Source organism: Streptomyces sp. cg36, from assembly GCF_041080675.1.
Taxonomy (GTDB): domain Bacteria; phylum Actinomycetota; class Actinomycetes; order Streptomycetales; family Streptomycetaceae; genus Streptomyces.
Genome location: NZ_CP163520.1, coordinates 7874348 through 7891346 on the forward strand (window position 1 = coordinate 7874348; position 16999 = coordinate 7891346).

General features: G+C 71.6%; 12 protein-coding genes. 5 read left to right on the forward strand and 7 right to left on the reverse strand.

Annotated features, from left to right (window positions below):
• Positions 1-7: 7 nt before the first annotated feature.
• From fabF to AB5J87_RS34715, 4 genes are all read right to left on the reverse strand, one after another.
• Complete coding sequence (gene fabF, locus AB5J87_RS34700; protein ID WP_369382713.1) at positions 8-1279, reverse strand: beta-ketoacyl-ACP synthase II; 1272 nt, start codon at positions 1277-1279, stop codon at positions 8-10.
• A complete protein-coding gene (locus AB5J87_RS34705; RefSeq protein ID WP_369382714.1) occupies positions 1276-2976 on the reverse strand; it encodes a thiamine pyrophosphate-binding protein in 1701 nt (566 codons plus the stop codon). Before AB5J87_RS34705 ends, fabF begins: the two co-directional genes overlap by 4 nt.
• A complete protein-coding gene (locus tag AB5J87_RS34710) occupies positions 2970-5651 on the reverse strand; it encodes an aldehyde dehydrogenase family protein (protein ID WP_369382715.1) in 2682 nt (893 codons plus the stop codon). The genes AB5J87_RS34705 and AB5J87_RS34710 overlap by 7 nt, the downstream gene beginning before the upstream one ends.
• Positions 5652-5946: 295 nt before the next feature.
• The gene (locus AB5J87_RS34715) at positions 5947-6495 is read right to left on the reverse strand and encodes a winged helix-turn-helix transcriptional regulator (protein WP_369382716.1); all 549 of its coding nucleotides are present in this window, start codon (positions 6493-6495) and stop codon (positions 5947-5949) included.
• Positions 6496-6632: 137 nt separating this feature from the next.
• Here AB5J87_RS34715 and AB5J87_RS34720 point away from each other — a divergent pair, with 137 nt between their 5' ends.
• Positions 6633-7145, forward strand: coding sequence for an SRPBCC family protein (locus AB5J87_RS34720; RefSeq protein WP_369382717.1), 513 nt, complete (start codon positions 6633-6635; stop codon positions 7143-7145).
• Positions 7145-8200, forward strand: a complete 1056-nt coding sequence (locus tag AB5J87_RS34725; RefSeq protein WP_369382718.1) for an LLM class flavin-dependent oxidoreductase — start codon at positions 7145-7147, stop codon at positions 8198-8200. Before AB5J87_RS34720 ends, AB5J87_RS34725 begins: the two co-directional genes overlap by 1 nt.
• Before the next feature lie 226 nt (positions 8201-8426).
• Here the strand turns inward: AB5J87_RS34725 and AB5J87_RS34730 are convergent, their stop codons facing one another.
• Entirely contained in the window at positions 8427-8891 is a 465-nt protein-coding gene (locus tag AB5J87_RS34730) for a GNAT family N-acetyltransferase (protein WP_369382719.1), read from the reverse strand.
• Between the two features lie 281 nt (positions 8892-9172).
• The gene (gene rpmB, locus AB5J87_RS34735; protein ID WP_369382720.1) at positions 9173-9409 is read right to left on the reverse strand and encodes a 50S ribosomal protein L28; all 237 of its coding nucleotides are present in this window, start codon (positions 9407-9409) and stop codon (positions 9173-9175) included.
• Positions 9410-9493: 84 nt separating this feature from the next.
• Between rpmB and rpmG the strand changes: the two genes are divergently transcribed.
• From rpmG to AB5J87_RS34750, 3 genes are all read left to right on the forward strand, one after another.
• On the forward strand, positions 9494-9658 hold the full coding sequence (rpmG, locus tag AB5J87_RS34740) for a 50S ribosomal protein L33 (RefSeq protein ID WP_369382721.1): 165 nt from the start codon (positions 9494-9496) through the stop codon (positions 9656-9658).
• Positions 9659-9881: 223 nt separating this feature from the next.
• Positions 9882-12839 (forward strand): BTAD domain-containing putative transcriptional regulator, encoded by a 2958-nt coding sequence (locus tag AB5J87_RS34745; RefSeq protein WP_369382722.1) that lies wholly within the window; start codon positions 9882-9884, stop codon positions 12837-12839.
• A gap of 219 nt (positions 12840-13058) precedes the next feature.
• Positions 13059-15725, forward strand: a complete 2667-nt coding sequence (locus AB5J87_RS34750; protein ID WP_369382723.1) for an ABC transporter substrate-binding protein — start codon at positions 13059-13061, stop codon at positions 15723-15725.
• Here the strand turns inward: AB5J87_RS34750 and AB5J87_RS34755 are convergent.
• A complete protein-coding gene (locus AB5J87_RS34755) occupies positions 15715-16947 on the reverse strand; it encodes an MFS transporter (RefSeq protein WP_369382724.1) in 1233 nt (410 codons plus the stop codon). The two genes, AB5J87_RS34750 and AB5J87_RS34755, sit on opposite strands and share 11 nt — an antisense overlap.
• Positions 16948-16999 lie beyond the last annotated feature (52 nt).

Consider the following 16999-nt stretch of genomic DNA (forward strand, 5'->3'; position numbering starts at 1 on the left):
CGGGACCTCATACCGCTCGCACGACGAGGACGGCATTGTGGCCGCCGAAGCCGAACGAGTTGCTCAGAGCGATCCGCAGACCCTCGTGGTGCTGGGTGTGGTGCGGTACGAAGTTGATGTCCGGGTCGATCGGCTCGTCGCAGTTGAGGGTCGGCGGAACGTCGCCGGTGCGCAGGGCCTGGATCGACGCCACCAGCTCGACGGCCCCGGCGGCACCGATCATGTGGCCGGTCATCGACTTGGTGGAGCTGACGGGGATCCGGGTGACGCGTTCACCCAGCACCTCGCGCAGGACGGCGGTCTCGGTGGCGTCGTTGAGCAGCGTTCCGGTGCCGTGCGCGTTGACGTAGTCCACGTCCGCGCCCGTGATGCCCGCGTCGCGCAGCGCCGCCTCGACGGCACGGCACGCACCCCGTCCTTGAGGATGGGGGGCCGTCCAGTGATGGGCGTCGGAACTGGCCCCGTAGCCGATGAGTTCGGCCAGTGCCACGGCCCCGCGCCGCTCGGCCACCTCGGCGGCCTCCAGCACCAGCACGGCGGCTCCCTCGCTCATGACGAACCCGTCCCGGTGCGCGTCGAAGGGCCGGCACGCCGAAGCCGGCTCGTCGTTGCGTCTGGACAGGGCCCCGGCGTTGCCGCTGCCCGCGAGGTCGACGGCGGTGACACAGGCGTCGGCACCGCCGACGAGGACGATGTCGGCCTCCCCGTGGCTGATCATGCGCATTCCGGCCCCGATGGCGTCGGCGCCGCTGGCGCACGCCGTGCTCTGGGCGCGGCTGGGTCCCTGAGTGCCCAGGCGCATGCTGATCTCGCCCGCCGCGCTGTCCATCGCGGTCGTGACCTGCGTGTACGGGCTGATGGCGCGCGGCCCCCTGTCCCGCAGGAGGTTCGCGGCCCGGTAGATCGAGCCGACCGGACCGTAGCCGCTGCCGATGACGACGGCGACCCGTGGGGCGAGCTCGTCGTCGATGACGAGCCCGGCCTGCGCGCCCGCCTCCAGCGCGGCGGCCAGGGCGTACTGGGCGTACGGATCGGCGCGCCGGCTGACGGGCGTGGGCATGTAGCGGGCGGGGTCGAAGCCGCGGACCTGGCCGCCGATGCGGACGCCGAGGCCGGTCACGTCGATCGCGGCCACGGTGTCGACGCCGCTGCGCCCGGCCAGCATCGCCTTCCAGGTCTCCTCGACGCTGTGGCCCAGCGGCGTCACCGCCCCGTACCCGGTGACCATGACCCGGCGCCGGTCCCGGCCCGGCCCGGGCGGCTCCTGGGCGCCGGTCACTGGGGAACCACCTCGGCATCGCGCAGGGGCGGTGGGATGTCGTCGGGGGCGACCGGCACCATGAGGACGGCCGTGCCGCCTCGCGCGCACAACTGCCGTGCGGCGACGATCTCTTCACGCAGTACGGCCTTGTCGCGCAGCACGCGGTAGTGGATGTCGGGGCCGTCCATCACGGGCGGGGGCGCGCCCGGGTCGGTGAAGGCGTGCCGTCCGGCGTCGAGGCCGAGCCGGGCGCGCTGGGCGTCCAGCCAGCCGTAGCCGCCGTTGCACAGCACCACGTACAGCACGCCGCCGTGGGCGGGCGCGGTGACGGCGATGTCCGCACGGGCCGCGAGGAACGCGCCGTCCCCGACGAACGCGGTGACCTCGTGGCCGGGGGCGGCCCGCTTGACCCCGATGGCCGCCGCCGCGCCGAAGCCCAGCGGGGTCTGCTCCGAGGGCACGACGGAGCCGCCGCCGGTGTGGAAGGGGAAGCAGTAGGACCACATGTCCTGGAGCCCGTTCTCCTGGACCAGCACATGGGAGTCGGTGGCGGTGGCGTCGAGTGCGGCGAGCAGCTCGGCGATGCGGATCTCCGGCAGTGCCGCCGCTCCTGCGAGTTCGGCTTCCCTGGCGAGCGCCATGTCCTTGCGGGCGTCGGCGATCTCGTCGGCCCACGCCCGGGCCGTTTCGGTGTCCTGGGCCGTGCCGTCCGCCCGCAGCGCCTGCGTCCAGCCCAGCACGGCGTGCCGGGCGTCGCCCAGGACGCGCGGACCCGGGAACTCGGCCGACAGCCCGGCGGGATCGATGTTGACCTGCACCACCGTGACCGGCGGCCAGGGTGTCCCGCCTTCGACGGCTGTCTCTTCGAGCCGCCCGGCGAGCGAGACGACCAGGTCGCAGGACGACCACAGGCGGCGGGCCGGAGCGGCGGCGTAGAGGCCCGCCAAGCCGCAGAACAGCGGGTGGCGTTCGTCGACGGCGCCACGGCCGGACGCGGTGGTGAACAGCGGCGCGCCGAGGCGTTCGGCGAAGCGCTCGACCGCACCGTCGTCGTTGCGGTGCCGCATGCCACCGCCCACCAGCACCACCGGACGCCGACTCGCACGTAACGCCCCCAGCGCCGCACGCGGGGCCAAGGCGACGGTCTCAAGTGCCAGTGGTTCAGGCAGTGTTGGCAGCAATTCGTTGACGGGGATCCGCGCGGGGCGGACGTCGTCGGGTATTTCCAAGTACACGGGTCCGGACGGCGGCCCCAGGGCGCGGGTCAGCGCCGTCACCGTTTCGGGTACGACCCGGTCGGCATGACCGACCCGGTGGGCCCACCGCACCAGGGGAGCTGTCACGGAGACTTGGTCGAGCTCCTGGAAGCCGCCGCTGCCCCGGCGCCGCTCGGGTGCCCCGGCGGCGAGTACGAGGACGGGGGCGCCGGACTCCCGTGCCTCAAGGAGACCCGTGGCCGCGTGCGTGACGGCCGGTCCCTTGCCCAGGGCGCAGACAGCGAGCCGGCCCGACTGCAGGGCGTAACCGGTCGCCATGTACATCGCGTTGCGCTGGTCGCGGCAGGGCACGAGGTCCAGGCCCGCCGCGTCGAGCGCGCGCAGCAACTCCAGGTCGTCGCCGGGCAGTCCGAAGCAGGTGTCCACTCCGTTCCTCACCAGTACGTCGACGACGGCGGACCACGCGTCCGCGTACCGTTCGCTCGGCTGGGTCACCATCCGCGCACCGCCGCAGGGGTGCCGGTGGGCAGGCTCTGGGCCACGGCCTGCGACATGAGCAGGGGGCCCGCGTGCCGCTCGCCGCCGTAGGAGCGGTAGTTCGCCCTCATCCCGAACCCGCCGAAGGGACGGTTGCCGTCGTCGGCGTCGAGCAAGGTGTGGTTGACGCAGGTCTGGTGGTTTTTGGACAGCGCCGCGACCGTCTCCGGATCGTTGCCGTAGACCATGGCTCCCAGCGCGCGTTCACCGAAGTACGGGCTTTGCAGGCGCTCGCGCAGCCGCCTCGCGCTGGGGTAGGCGACGACGTTGAACACCGGGGCGAACATTTCGGTGAGGGGGATCTTGTCATCGAAGCCCCACAGCAGCACGGTCGGCCAGATCCTGCGGGACGGCAGGTCGATGCGCCCGCCGTGCCGGATGCGGCGGGCATGGCGCACGAGGTAGTCCGAGGAGTTCACCAGCGCCGAGTCGTAGTGGATCGGGCCGTAGTCGACAGCGGGGTCGCTGTTGCGCCCGAAGCGCAGGGAAGCCAGTTCGGCCGACAGCATATCGAGGAATTCCTCGGTGCGGCCCTGCGGTGCGAACACGACGTCGGGGCCGAAACAGTCCTGTCCCGAATTGTGGAGCCGGATGCGGGCGAGGTCGTGTGCCGCGTGCGCGAGGTCGGCGTCGGGTGCGATCACGAAGGGGTTGATGCCGTGTCCGAAGAACAGGAAGAGCTGGTCCTCGGCCAGCCCTTCGCGGATGGTCTCGGCATTGGAGTAGGTGCCGGTGAAGACGACGAGGTCCGCCTCGCGGACGGGTCCCGTCACGAACTTGCGCTGGCTGAGCTCCGCGAGGTCGATGGGTATTTCGTGTACGGGTGCCAGCAGTTCGTGCAGGCGCCGCATCTGGTCTTTGATGTCGGAGGACGGTCGAAAGGTGACGTTGTCCGTGTAGAGGGACGCCACGAGCAGGTAGAGCGCGTACGAATAGAGCGGGATGTTCGACGGCATGAAGACCGCTGCCCTGGGCACGCGGCCCGGCCGGGTCCGGTAGATCTCCTCCTCGGCTCCGTCGAGGGTGGCGAGGAACGACTGGATCTCGGCGCGCGCCGTGTGGTGGGGGGAGATTTCGGTGAGGACGCTCAGCACCGCGTCCTCGTGGCCGGCCACGTACCGGCGCACCGCGCGCAGTGCTGCGACGCGGTGGGCGAAGGGGATCGGGTGGTCGGTGCCGGTCGGGCCGGGTGCCGCGGCAGTGGTCACGGAGGGCGGCAGGTGCGCCGAGGTCATGGCGATCTTCTCCAGGGCGGCCGGGTCGGGCTTGCCCGTGCTGTTGAGGGGCAGCGCGGGAAGCACGACGATGTGGTCGGGCTGCTCATAGCGGGCGAGCTCCGAGCCGAGCACCCGCTTCCAGTGCGCGGGTGCACGGCCGTCCGGGTCTTCGACCACGAACACCAGCCGAGTGCCCAGACGTTCGTCTGGCAGCGCGACGACCTGCGTGGGTGCCCCGGCCGATGCGGCTCGCTCGGCGAGGTCGGCGGGGTGGAGGGTGTGGCCGTCGCGGTGCACGGCGTGCTTGCGGCCGGTCGGGAAGACACGGCCCGCGTCGTCGAGGCGGCCGATGTCGCCCGTACGGTAGGTGCCGCGCGGCACCGGGACGATCTCCCCATCGTCCCCCAGGTAGCCCGTCATCAGACCGTCGGTGCGCACCACGATCTCACCGAGCCGGCCGTGGGGGAGCGGCCTGCCGTCCTCGTCGTGGACCTCGACGAGGACGCCGGGCAGCGGTGTGCCGCATCCGACGGGATCGGTGTCGGGGGCCAGCGCGATGTTGCCGGTCTCGGTCGCTCCGTATCCGTCGAGCAGGTGCCTGCCGGTGCGGTCGTGGAAGCGGGCCGCCAGGTCGCGCCCGAGCGGCGCCCCGCCCACGCACCACGCCCGTACCGTCTTGAGCGCGTGGGAGAGAGCGGGACGGCGCTCCAGCAGGTTGAGCAGGCTGTAATAGGTCGACGGCGCCCCGTCCACGACGGTGAGGCCGTGGTCCGCGCCGAGCGTGAGCGCCCGGTCCAGGCGCGCGGCCGGCCCGTAGACCATCAGCGTGCCCCCGCTCAGCCACCAGCACAGGACCAGGGACAGGCCGTACTGGTGGGAGTACGGCAGGACGGGCAGGAAGACGTCGTCGGGCCGGTACTTCATGCGTTCGGCGCTCAGTGCGAGGTTGTCGAGGATCGAGCGGCCGGAGCGGACGATGCCCTTGGGGCGGCCGGTCGTGCCCGACGACCACGAGATCGCGGCGTCCGGGCGGCGGGCCCAGGCCGCCAGATCGGGCACGGCCGCCGGGCCCGACGGGGTGCGAGGCGCCGTGGTGTCACCGGCCGAGTCGCCGATCTCAAGTCTTACGCGCGCCTGGGCGCGGATCTGTAAGCGCTGGGACGGGGTGGACCGGTGATCGGCCAGGACCACGGAGGCGTCGAGGTGGATGAGGGCGAGTAAATCGACGACCCATTGAGGGGAATTGGCCCCGATCATCATCACTCGCGAGCCCGCGGTAATGCCACGGCGTGCGAGTATTTCAGTGGCTCTGTTTATGCGCGCCACTATCTCGTCGGTCTCCCAGATGTGTCCCTCGGCCGAGATCAAGCGCCTTGAACCGGGCAACTCGTGCTCCTTGATGACTTTTCGCGGGCACACCCAGGCGCACGCCAAAATGGCTGTTACCGGCCACGATGTGGGGAGTGGGGAGAATCGTCGCGGATAAGCCTCCTTGATGTCGGGCAGGCTTGTGCAACACCTGAGCGGGCGTTCGTCGGTCCGCAATCACGCCATGGTGTCTGCTTCTTATAAAGAAGATCCATCGACTATGCCATACGGGCAGGCAGGTGTCGAGACGCCTATTTCCGCCGTGGAGCAGTCGTATTGAGCCGAAATATATTGTGCTCAGAGGTGGCGGTGGTTCGTGAGTGAACTCGCGGGTCTGGTTGGCGGGTCAGGGACGGGTGTCCGTGGGGCGGTCCGAAGCCGCGTCTCGCGGCGCTCCCTCCAGCCGGAACCGCTTGCGGATGTCGGGGCGGCTCAGGAGCCTGGCCGGGTAGCCGGGGCCGGGGCGCGGGGTGACGTCGGCCCACTCCATCGGCTGGCGGCAGTGCGAGCAGACGACCTCGGCGTGCGCGTCGTGGCCGCAGGTTTCGTGGTGGGTCAGCACGGGTGTGCCCGACTCGTCGGACAGCCAGCGGTCTCCCCAACTGGTCATCGCCAGGAGTACGTTGTGGAAGTCGCGGCCCGACTCGGTCAGCACGTACTCGTGCCGCAGGGGCTGCGTCTCGTACACCTGCTTCTCCAGCAGTCCCGCGCCCACCAGGCGGCGCAGCCGTTCCGACAGGGTGTTGCGGGCGATCCCCAACTCCTGCTGGAAGTCGTCGAACCGGCGGATCCCGTAGAACGCCTCGCGCAGGACCAGCGGTGTCCACCAGTCCCCGAGCAGATCCATGGTCCGGGCCACGGAGCAGGGCCAGTTCGCGAACGATGTGCGCCTCATGCCCCGAGTGTATGGGTCTCTTGACGAGACTGAGCAGTTCGCGGCGGACAAGGGGCTTGCCCAGGTCCGTCCATCTACGCAACTATGAAGGTCGGCGCGGCAGTTGGCCGCGCCGGTCCGAACGGGAGGCGGCCCTGATGGAGTGGACCGGGCAGGTCTATGCCGATACCCCGACCGTGGCCTCGCGCCTCTTCGTCGACGCCCCGCCGGAACGGATCTGGCGGTACGTCAGCGACATCCACGTCATGCCCCGGCTCAGCGGTGAACTGCGGGAGGTCGTATGGCTGGACGGGGTGACCGGGCCCGGGATCGGCCACCGCTTCGAAGGGCGCAGCGCGCATCCGTCGATGGGCGAGTGGACGACCGTCAGCACGGTGATCGAGCTGGAGGCGCCGCGCCGCTTCGGCTGGGCCGTGGGCGATCCGGAGGCACCGAGCAGTACTTGGCGCTTCGCCCTCCGGAGTGAGGGGAGCGGTACGGTGCTGGAGCAGTGGGCGCGGATGGGCCCGGGGCGGTCGGGGCTGAGCCTGGCCATCGAGGCGATGCCCGACAAGGAACAGAAGATCGTTTTCGTACGGCTGCGGGAGTTCGAGGCCGGCATCGAGGCCAACCTCGCCGCCATCAAGGACCTGGCCGAGGCGGAGAAGTGATGCGCACCGCGACCACCGTCGAGGCGTCCGGCGGGCCGTGGCGGCAGACCGCCGAATACGTCGTCGAGGCGGAACGCCTCGGACTCGACATCTGCTGGGTGGCCGAGGCATGGGGGAGCGACGCGCCCTCCCCGCTGGGCTTCCTCGCGGCCCGCACCAGTACGGTCCTGCTCGGCTCGGGCGTGATCCAGCTCGGCACCCGGTCCCCGGTCACCATCGCCCAGACCGCCATGACGCTCGCCGACCTCTCCGAGGGCCGGTTCCTGCTGGGGCTCGGGGCATCGGGGCCCCAAGTGCTGGAGGGACTCCACGGGATCCCCTTCGCGCGACCGCTGAGCAGGATGCGGGAGACCGTCGACATCCTGGGCGCGGCCTTCACCGGAGAGAAGATCACCTACCGGGGCCGCCACCACCGTATTCCCCTGCCCGACGGCGAGGGCCGCCCGATGCGGCTCAGCGCCCGGCCCGCCGCGGTGCCGGTCTACCTGGCCGCTCTGTCGCCGAAGATGCTGGAGCTGACCGGGGAGGTCGCCGACGGGTGGCTGGGCACCAGCTTCGTGCCCGAAGGCGCCGACGCGTACTTCACGCACCTGGACACCGGGCTGGCCCGGTCCGGCCGCCGACGGGCCGACCTGGACGTCTGCCAGGGCGCGGAGATCAACATCGTCTCCGAGGGAGAACTGCGGGCCACCCTCGCCACCCGCAAGAAGGAGCTCGCCTTCTCCCTGGGCGGCATGGGATCGGGCGACACCAACTTCTACAACCGGGCCTACAGCCGGCAAGGTTGGGCCGAGACCGCCGCCGAGGTGCTCGCGCGGTGGCAGGCCGGGGACCGCGACGGCGCCACCGCCCTGATCACCGACGAGATGGTGCTCGCCACGACCCTCATCGGCACCGAGGAGATGGTCCGTGCCCGCCTCAAGGTCTGGCAGGCGAGCGGAGTCGACACCGTGCGCCTGTACCCGGCGGGCGACACGCTGGAGGCCCGCCTGACCAACCTGGCCCGCGGCATCGACCTCATCCGCGCCATCGGCCCCGACGGGCCGCCGAAATGACGACGCCGCAAGGGGCGGCAAGGCCACCGAGGACGCCTGCTCCAACAAGTGATCCCCGCCGAGTAACCCCTGGCACACGTCCAGGCCGACCCTCCCTGCGGAGGGACGGCCTGTTCCGCTTCCGCCGCCGTTGCGCGTCGGGGCGGTGGTCCAGCGTGACGTGCGGGTGCGGGTGCGGGTGCGGGTGCGGGTGCGGCAGAGGCGCGGGTGTGGGTGCCGTGCGGGTTCAGCCCAGTTCCAGTACGCCCACCGTCTGGTCTCCGCTGGTCTCTCCGGTCAGCCGGAAGCCGAGGGCCAGGTAGAAGTCCTGCGGGCCGTCCGTTCCGGGGTGCCAGCTGGTCGTCAGCCGGGTGCCGCCACGGCGCCGGATCTCGTCGGCCACGGACTCTACGGCGAAGCGGCCATAGCCCCGCCCCTGCTTGCCGTCCGCGATGTTGAGACGCCAGAGGCCGGAGCGGAAGTCGGTGCCCCCGCCCGTCCAGTCGATGTCGAAGAAGGCCATGAGGAACCCCACGGTTTCCTCGTCGTCGCAGATCAGCCGGGGCCATGCGACGCCGGGGTGGACGTACGCCTCGGCGAGCGACTTCACCACCGGTGCCACCAGGTGTTCCTGGTCGCGGCGGACTCGCAGCCCGATCGCGCTGTCGATGTTGTCGGGGGTGATCTCCCGCAGACGGAGTGAGGTTGACATGCCCGTACCTTAAACAGGCCGGGCAAGTGGTTTTCCCGGCGTACCGGGGGTGACCAGCGGTTTCAGTGACCAGGGGGCGGCCCGGTTCCCGTTGGCTGCCGATCCGCGCGCCGGGCTGGGCTCCCGCTCCTTCCAGGTTTCTCGGGCTGCGGCGCCGCCGCGGCTCGTGGACCCGCCGCACGCCACGGAGACGACCACCCTCAGCGTGGCGCGGCGCACGACACACCCGGCCAGGGCGAGGCGCCGCCGCCCGTTCGTGCCGAGGCCGTCCTTCCCGGCCATCAGACCGTCCCTCCCCGGGCGCGAATGCGGGCCACCGCCGCCTCGATGCCGATGGTGTCGATCGTCTTGATGGCCTTGGCGGAGAGGGTGAGCCGGACGTGGCGGCCTTCGCTGGGCAGCCAGTACCGCTTGCTCTGGACGTTGGGGTCGAAGCGGCGCTTGTTGCGCCGGTGCGAGTGGGAGATGCGGTGGCCGAATCCGGGCTGGCGGCCGGTGAGTTGGCAGTGGGCTGACACGGTTGTTCCTCCATGGGTGGTGGTTGCGGGGATCACACTAACTCTTGATGAAAATGAAAATCAATCCCATGTATGGTGTCGTCCATGGCCCGCAACGAGCTGCGTCCGATCATCAAGCTGAGGTCCACCGCCGGCACCGGCTACACGTACGTGACGCGCAAGAACCGCCGTAACCACCCCGACCGCCTGACACTGCGGAAATACGACCCCGTCGTCGGCCGCCACGTCGACTTCCGTGAGGAGCGCTGAGCACCGTGAAGCCCGGAATCCACCCCGAGTAGCGGCGCTACGGGAGTGGAGCGAGCGAATCGTGAAGGGGGAACGAGTGCGGGGGCCCGGCCATTCGGGGGGCGCCATGGCCCCGCAATGGCCGAACCCCTGCTCACCGCGCTCTTGATCACTGGCCCGCGACAGTAAAAGATGGATTGTCCGCCGGTAAGATCCATCACAGCGCACACCGGGGAGACAACCCATGACCCACACCGCCTCGCCCGGTCACCCCTCCGGCAGCGGATCCGAGCGAGGTGCCGTACATCGCTTCACCGTTCTCGGCCCCCTGCGCGTGTATGACGACGCGGTCCAAGTGCCCCTCCCCGGGCCCCAGTTGCAGGCCGTGCTCGCGGTTCTGCTGTTGCGGGCGGGCACTCCCGTGTCGGCCCGGCAGCTCATCGCCGCGGTCTGGGGCGATGAGGCTCCGCCCGGCGCGCTGCGGGCGCTGCGCACCTACGTCTTCACGCTGCGCCGACTGCTGGAGCCCGGCCGGGCACCCCGTGGCACCGCGCGCACGCTCCTGACGACCGGCGACGGCTACACCCTGCGCATCGCCCCCGAGGGCGTCGACCTGACGGTCTTCGAACTCCATACGGCCGAGGCGCGCCGGGCCGCAGCCGCCGGACGGCATGAACGGGCACGGTCGCTGCTGGTGTCCGCGCTGGCCCTGTGGCACGGCAGGCCGCTCGCCGGTGTGCCCGGACCGTACGCCGAGGGGCAGCGCACCCGGTTGGAAGAGCTGCGGCTGGTGGCCGTCGAGGACCGCTGGGAGGCCGAGATCGCGCTCGGCGGGCACGGCGAGGCGATCGGCCCCCTGCGCGTGCTGGCCGCCGCACACCCATGGCGGGAGCGGGTGCACGAGCTGCTGATGACAGCGCTGCACCAGGCCGGACAGTACGGGGACGCGCTGGCCGTCCATGCGCGCTTCCGCCGCGCGCTCGCCGACGAGCTGGGCACCTGCCCGAGCCCCGGCCTGGACCGGCTCCGGCAGAAGATCCTCACCGCCGCGTCCGGGACGCAGGCGGCCGACGCGCTGCGCGGGACGGCCCCGGAACAGCCCCACGGACCGGCCCAACTTCCCCAGGACACAGTCGACTTCACGGGCCGAACCGAGGAGGCCGACCGGCTGTGCGCCGCGCTGGAGCCGGACAACGTTGTCGCCCTCGGCTCCATCAGCGGGATGGGCGGCATCGGCAAGACGGCCCTGGCCGTCCACGTCGCCCAGCGCCTGCGCCACCGCTTCCCGGACGGACGGCTCTACGCGGACATGAGGGGAACCGGCCCCCGGCCCGCCGAGCCCATGGAAGCGCTGGGCCGTTTTCTGCGCGTCATGGGCGTGCACACCGGGCACCTCCCGACGCTGGCCGAGGAACGGGCCGCCCTGTACCGGTCGATGCTCGCCACCCGGCGGGTCCTCGTGGTGCTGGACAACGTCCGCGACCCGGCCCAGGTCCGCGACTTGCTGCCCGGCACACCAGGCAGCGCCGTATTGCTCACCAGCCGGTCCCGGCTCGTCGGTCTGACCGGGGCCACCCAGGTGGACCTGCGGCCCATGGCGCACACCGAGTCCCTGGAACTGCTCACTCGGATCGTCGGCGGACCGAGCGTGTCCGCCGAGCCGGAGGCCGCCGCCGACGTGCTCGCCGCCTGCGGCCATCTGCCGCTCGCCATCCGTATCGTGGCCTCCCGCCTTGCGGCCCGGGCGGACCACACGCTCGCGCGGACCGCCGCGCTCCTGGCGGACGAGCGGCGCCGCCTGGGCGCGTTCAGAGCGGACGACACCGCCGTGGAGTCCACCTTCCGGCTCGGCATGGAGCTCCTGGACGCCGAGCAGGTCCGCGCCTTCCGACTGCTCGCCCTGCCCGAGACGCCCGAGCTGAGCGCTCCCGTCGCGGCGGCGCTGCTCGCCCGGCCGGAGCGCGAGGCCGAGGAGCTGTGCGAGTCGCTGGTCGACCTGAGCCTGCTGGAGTCGGTCGCCCCCGGCCGCTACCGCTACCACGACCTGCTGCGGCTCTTCGCCCGCCAGACCGCGCTCGCCGAAGTCCCGGAGCGCGAGCGGACCGCCGCGACCGTACGCCTGCTGGAGTTCTGCCTCGCCACGGCCCGCGCCGCCCACCGGGCCTCGCTGCCCGACGACGCCTTTCCCGGGCACTTGGTCCCGCTGCGCTCCGAGGGCCTGGACTTCGACGGCCCGCAACAGGCCGTCACCTGGCTCCTGGACGAGCAGACCTCGCTGCTGGGGCTGGTCGAGCAGGCGGCGGGCGATGCATCCGTGTCGCTGACCGTCTGCGCGGACCTGCTGCTGGCCGCGGACCCGCTCGGCCGCCTCGGCGCGAAGCCGTACGGCATCGAACGCGCCGCCCGCACCCTGGCCGAGGCCGCACGCGCCGCCGGCCACCGCACGGCGGAAGCGCGTGCCCTGTACATGCTGGGCAGCTCCGTGCAGTACCGCTTCGCCATGCGGCTCGGCGCCCCGCCCCTGGACCGGGCCATCGAGCTGTGCCGGGCGACCGGGGACCGTACGCTGCTCGCCCACGTCCTGATCACCCGGGGCGGAGGGGCGCTGGCGCTGCGCGACTTCACCACCGCGTACGCCTTGTTGAGCGAGGCACTGGCCCATGGCAGGGCGCTGGCCGGCCGGGGCATCGAGGCGTACGCGCTCGGCTTCCTCGGACTGGCCCTGCTGGGCGTCGGCCGGGCCGAGGAGGCGCTGGCGCACTGCCGGGAGGCCGTCGCCGTCACCCGGGCGACCGGGGACCTCGCGGGCCAGGCCAACGCACTGCACAACCTCGGCCAGGTATGTCTGCGGACCGGGCGGACCTCGGAGACCTTCGACTGCCTGGAGGAGAGCCTGCGCCTGTGGTGCCAGACGGGCTCCCGGTTCCGCGAAGGTCTCCTGCTCGGCGCACTGGCCGAGGCCCACGCCCTGTCGGGTCGGCCCGTGGAGGCCGCCGAACACGCCGAACGGGCACGGGAGATCGCCGCGGCACGCGGTGACGCAGGCATCCTCGCCCGCGCCCTCGCCCAGCTCGGCCACGCCCACCGGGCCCAGGGCGACACCGGCCGGGCGCGGGAGCACTACCGCCGAGCGGAGGGCGCCTTCCGCGAACTCGGCCTGCCGGACGCGGACGACATCGCGTCCCATCTGCGCGATCTTTGACGGGGGTTGCTCCGACTGCGGGAGCTCTGCTCCATTGACATCTCGGCCCGTCATGTCCCGCCGCCACAGTGATGCGCTCGGCCCTCTCCTTCCGTTCTGCCATCCGCTGCCTCGGAACGGTCCGAATCACTCATTAGGCGTCAGTGGCGGATTTAGCACATTTTCCGGCCCGTGGTTCATGGCATGTTGTCTCCTCTGTTTTCCCGAGGGAGGAAGCGCGTGCCCCATTCCCCTGTGCCCGAGGGTTCACCCCTGCTCTACCCGAAGTGGGCGGACCGCCTCATACGGCAGCTCGACACGTTCGCGGCCACACGCTCCCGCGCCGACAAGGTGCCTGCTCTGGTGCTGGCCCGGCAGGATGGCGGTGACGTCCGGGCACCGGCCTTCATCGTCCGGGAATACCAGCACCGGCTGTCGTGGCGACGGGGCAATCCGCATTTCACCGTCCCTTACGCCGTCGTCGACGACGAGGAGTTGAGAGGGGGCTTCCTCGCGGCGGTCGACCGGGTCGCACTGCGCTTCCAGCTGACGATGCCCTCGGGCCGGCTGCGACTGCCGGCCTTCCACACCTGCCGGGCCGTGCTGGACAGCGAACGAGGCGTGGGCGACGTCCAGTCCCAGCAGCAGCCGATCCTGGACGGGCTGTACGCGGCGCTGCTGGAGCGGCGCAGACCGCTTCGGGCCGGGGCGCGCGTGGCGGACTTCATGGGGCAGCACCTGCTGACCGGCTGGCTGCAGGGGATCGTGGCGGCCCTGATCGTCGGCTTGCCGAAATTCTGCTACCGCTTCCACCTGCGGCACTGGGGCCTGCGCTGGGTCGCCGACGAGGCGAACACGGCGTGCTTCCTGGATGCCGCGCTCTCCTTCTGCCGGGACGGCGAGCTCGACCGGGAGGACCCGCGCGTACGGCGGATCCTCCTGCGCGCGCTCCTCACCGATCTCCGCAAAGCGACGCGGCGACGGTCCTGGCTCAGCCATCTGTGGGCGCGGCGCCGGTGGTCCTTCGTCGTCCTCATCCCCGCGATCGACGACACCGACGGCCCCGGGCGCGCCTTCCTCGGCGCGTTCGAGGAGCTCGCCGGTGACCATCCGGTCAAGCCGCTGCTGGTCCTGGCCGCCTGTACGGGGCCGCCCCCGGACTACGCCGTGCCCCTGGGCGCCGACCGCGACCGGCCCAACGGCCTCGCCGACCAGGTGTTCACCTTCCTCAACGAGGGCAGCGACGAGCCGGTGCGCCTGGTCACCCTGCCGGCCGAGGACGACACGGACGGCACGGCCAAGACGAAGATCGACACCCACTGGGGTGTCACGGGCCGCCGCGACCATCCGCTGGACTGGCTGCGTCCCGCCGCTCTGCCCCTGATGGCCGCGGCGACCGCGGGCGTCTTCCTGCTCCCGCAGTACCTGTGGCCCGCGGCGGCCCCCGAGCCCGCTTCCTGTGTGACGGTCCGGACCGGCGAGCGGGTCGGCGTCACCGACGGCAGGCAGTGCGACCTGGCCGTCGCGGGGGAGCGCGGAAGGGAACTGCGGGACCTGGAGGACCAGGTCGCCAAGGAGAACGCCCAGATCCCGGACGGGCGTTACCGCACCCTGGTCTTCCTCGCCCCCCTGAGCCTGCAGAACGGCGTCTACGACGACCCGCCGGTCGGCCTGCAGATCCTGCGCGGCGTCATCGCCCAGCAGCACAAACTCAACGCCGGGGTCCGCCAGAACAAGATGCCCATCCGCCTGCTCATCGCCAACACCGGCCAGTACTTCGCGTACGGCGCACGCACGGCCGCGGCGCCGACGGACCCGGACGTCGCACAGATGATCATCAGGCGTCAGCAGCAGGACCGGATCGCGGCGGTCATCGGCATCACCCAGAGCCGCCCCCAGTCGCTCAACGCGGTACGGGAACTCGACCAGGCCGGCATTCCGGTCGTCGCCAACGGCGTGTCCGGCAGCATCCTGGTCGGCCCCGACTCACCGGAGCGGTACTTCCAGATCTCCGCACCGAACGGGCGCATCGCGCCGATCCTCGCCACCTTCATCCGCCGTTCGCCCGAGGTGAGCGCCCTCACCCACGGCACACCCCACGCGGTGGTCGTCTACGACCCGACCGACACGGCCTTCAGCACGGATCTCAAGAACCTTTTCGTCGCCGCCTACCGACGCGAAGGGGGCGGCACCGACGAGGTGAAGTACAGCGAGAAGCCCGGGGCGACCACCCCGGAGAACATCGCCAACGACGTCTGCGCGAAGGCCGCCGCGACGCACGGCATCGTCGTCTACCTCGCCCGGTCGGGTGTGCTTCCCGGGCTCCTGAACGCGATGCGCGGCGCGGGCGGCCCCTGTCAGCCCCCGCAGGGCACCACCATCCCGATGATCACTGAGAGCACCCCGATCGACTTCCAGCTCCACCCCCAGCAGACCGCGCGCGCCTATCCGTACATGACCCTCTTCTACGAGACGACCAACGCGCCCACTCCGGACTCCCGTGATCCCTATGCCCAGTTCGCCCAGGACTTCGCCGCCGTCTTCGGCGGACGCAGCGCGGACGCGGACGCGGGCGGCGGCTTCGACACCGCGGGCGTCGTCAGCAAGGTCATCGAGGACCTGCTGCCGGCCACCCCGAACCCCCAGCCCAATGACGTTTACCTGTGGCTCACGGCCCACGGTGTGTCCCAGTACCCGGGAGCGTCCGGCGTGCTGCAACTGGACCGCACGAACAAGTACCCACCCGACAAAGCGGTGTACGTCCGCGAGATCGCCCAGCCGGGCGGGGACCCCACCACCCTGCTCAGCTGCGGAATCCTGCCCGACCGGGAGAACCCCGTGAACTGGGGCACCCCTCCCCATGTCTTCCCCTGTCCGAAGGACGACACGGCGACGGCTACCCGGTGACCCCGGGTGCCGTACGGGCGGGCAGGTCCGCGGTGGCTGCCCCGTGTCCGAGGGGGTGATCCACCTTGCGTGCGATGAGCGGTTCGACGACGAGCAGTTGCCCGGCCGCGAGCACGAGGCCGAGCCCCGCCATGGCCAGCCAGAGGGCCGCGACCCCCGTGTGCTCCAGTAGTTGCGTCGCGGTGACGGGGGCGGCGGTGGTGGCGATGCCCCAGCTGATGCCGTACACGGCGAGGTAGCGGTCGCCGGCGCCGGGCGGGGCCAGGTCGGCCACGACGCTGATGGCCCGGCCCAGGACGACGGCCTCGCCCAGGCTCCAGAACACCGTCCCCACCAGGAACGCGGGCAAGGTGGGGGCGAGCGCGTAGCCCGCCAGTCCGGCAGCCAGCAGGAGGTGTCCGAGGGCCAGGGCCGTGTGGGCGGGCAGCGCGGTGAGCCGGCGAAGGCGCAGAACGGGCTGGGCCGCGACGACGGTGAGAGCCGAGGCGGTGAACAGCAGACCGGCATCGGCCGCCGCGTACCCGCGTCGGTCCAGGGTCAGTGGCAGAGCCATCACCACGTGCATGGCCAGGAGCGCGAACGCCGTTCCGGACACGAACATCGCCAGCAGCGCGCGGTCGCGCCAGGGGCGGGCCGGTGGTGTGCCAAGTCGCGCTTCATCGGCGGCTGTTGGGCGGCGGTGATCGGCGGGCAGCGCGATGTGGAGGGTCAGCGCGCAGACCAGGCAGGTGAGTGCGTCGGCGACGAAGAGCCAGCGCAGGTCGTAGCGGCCCAGCCCGGCCGCGATCAGCCCGGCGCCGATGCCGCCCGCGGCGAGCGCGGCGTTGAGCAGGCTGTACGCGTGGACGCGCTCGGCGGCGGGGACGGTGTCGGCGATGATCGCCTGGCTCGGCGGCTCATAGAGCTCGAAGGCCAGACCGAGCAGGAGCGCGCAGCAGGCCGCCATGGCCAGGGAGCCCGCGGCGGCGATGCCCAACTGCGCTGCGGCGCAGCCGACGAGGCCGGTGACGATCGTACGGCGGCGTCCCAGGCGGGAGGCGAGACGGCCGCCGACGAGCCGGGACGGGATCGTCGCGAGGCCGAAGCCCGCCGAGACCAGGCCCGCCGTCGTGGGGCTGGCACCGAAGTCGTCGCTGATCAGGACCGTGAGGAACGGCAGGGAGAAGGCCCCCAGCCGGTTGAGTGCCCGTGCCGCCACGAGCAGCCATACGGTCCGCGGCATCGCCGCCACCCCCACGTAACCGTCGTATCGAGTAATGTCAGTCACCGACGTT